1 protein-coding gene is annotated in these 430 nt (G+C 63.0%); it reads right to left on the bottom strand.

The annotated features are described in order from the left end of the window. Window positions 1–242: 242 nt before the first annotated feature. The coding region (locus tag I6F31_RS36235; protein ID WP_225187060.1) for a hypothetical protein at window positions 243–430 on the bottom strand (188 nt) is incomplete at its 5' end.

Below are 430 nucleotides of genomic sequence, written 5' to 3'. Positions count from 1 at the left end.
TCTGCGGACCGATCGAATTGCTGCGGCATGGGTGTGCACTTCTCGCTGGGGGACGAACCGGTCGCATCTTAACGCATAGTCTCCGGCCGTCGAGTTTCCGTCGGTGACCGCGCCGCTTCCTCCGCACGGGGCGGGGTGAAAAACCTGGCCCACCAGCCGCCTTTTTTGACTTGGCTCAAGATAATTCCGATGACGTTCGGCAAGCTCGTCGGACCGACATCAAGGCCGGAGGAAGCGTCATGCTAGGTCGAACCGTTGCTGCAGCGTTGCTGCTCGCCATCCTGGCCCAGCCAGCTCTGGCTCAATCGCCAGCGGACCATCAAGGTCATCATCCCGGACAGGAGCAGACGCCGGCATCCCCGCAGTCGAGTTCTCCTGCCAACCCATCCGCCGAGCGGCAGAGCCCGATGCGCGGTGGAGACATGATGGG

The organism is Bradyrhizobium sp. NBAIM01, from assembly GCF_020194115.1.
GTDB classification, from domain to species: Bacteria; Pseudomonadota; Alphaproteobacteria; order Rhizobiales; family Xanthobacteraceae; genus Bradyrhizobium; species Bradyrhizobium yuanmingense.
Note: the sequence above shows the minus strand (reverse complement) of the source record. Positions and strands in the feature narration are given on the sequence as shown.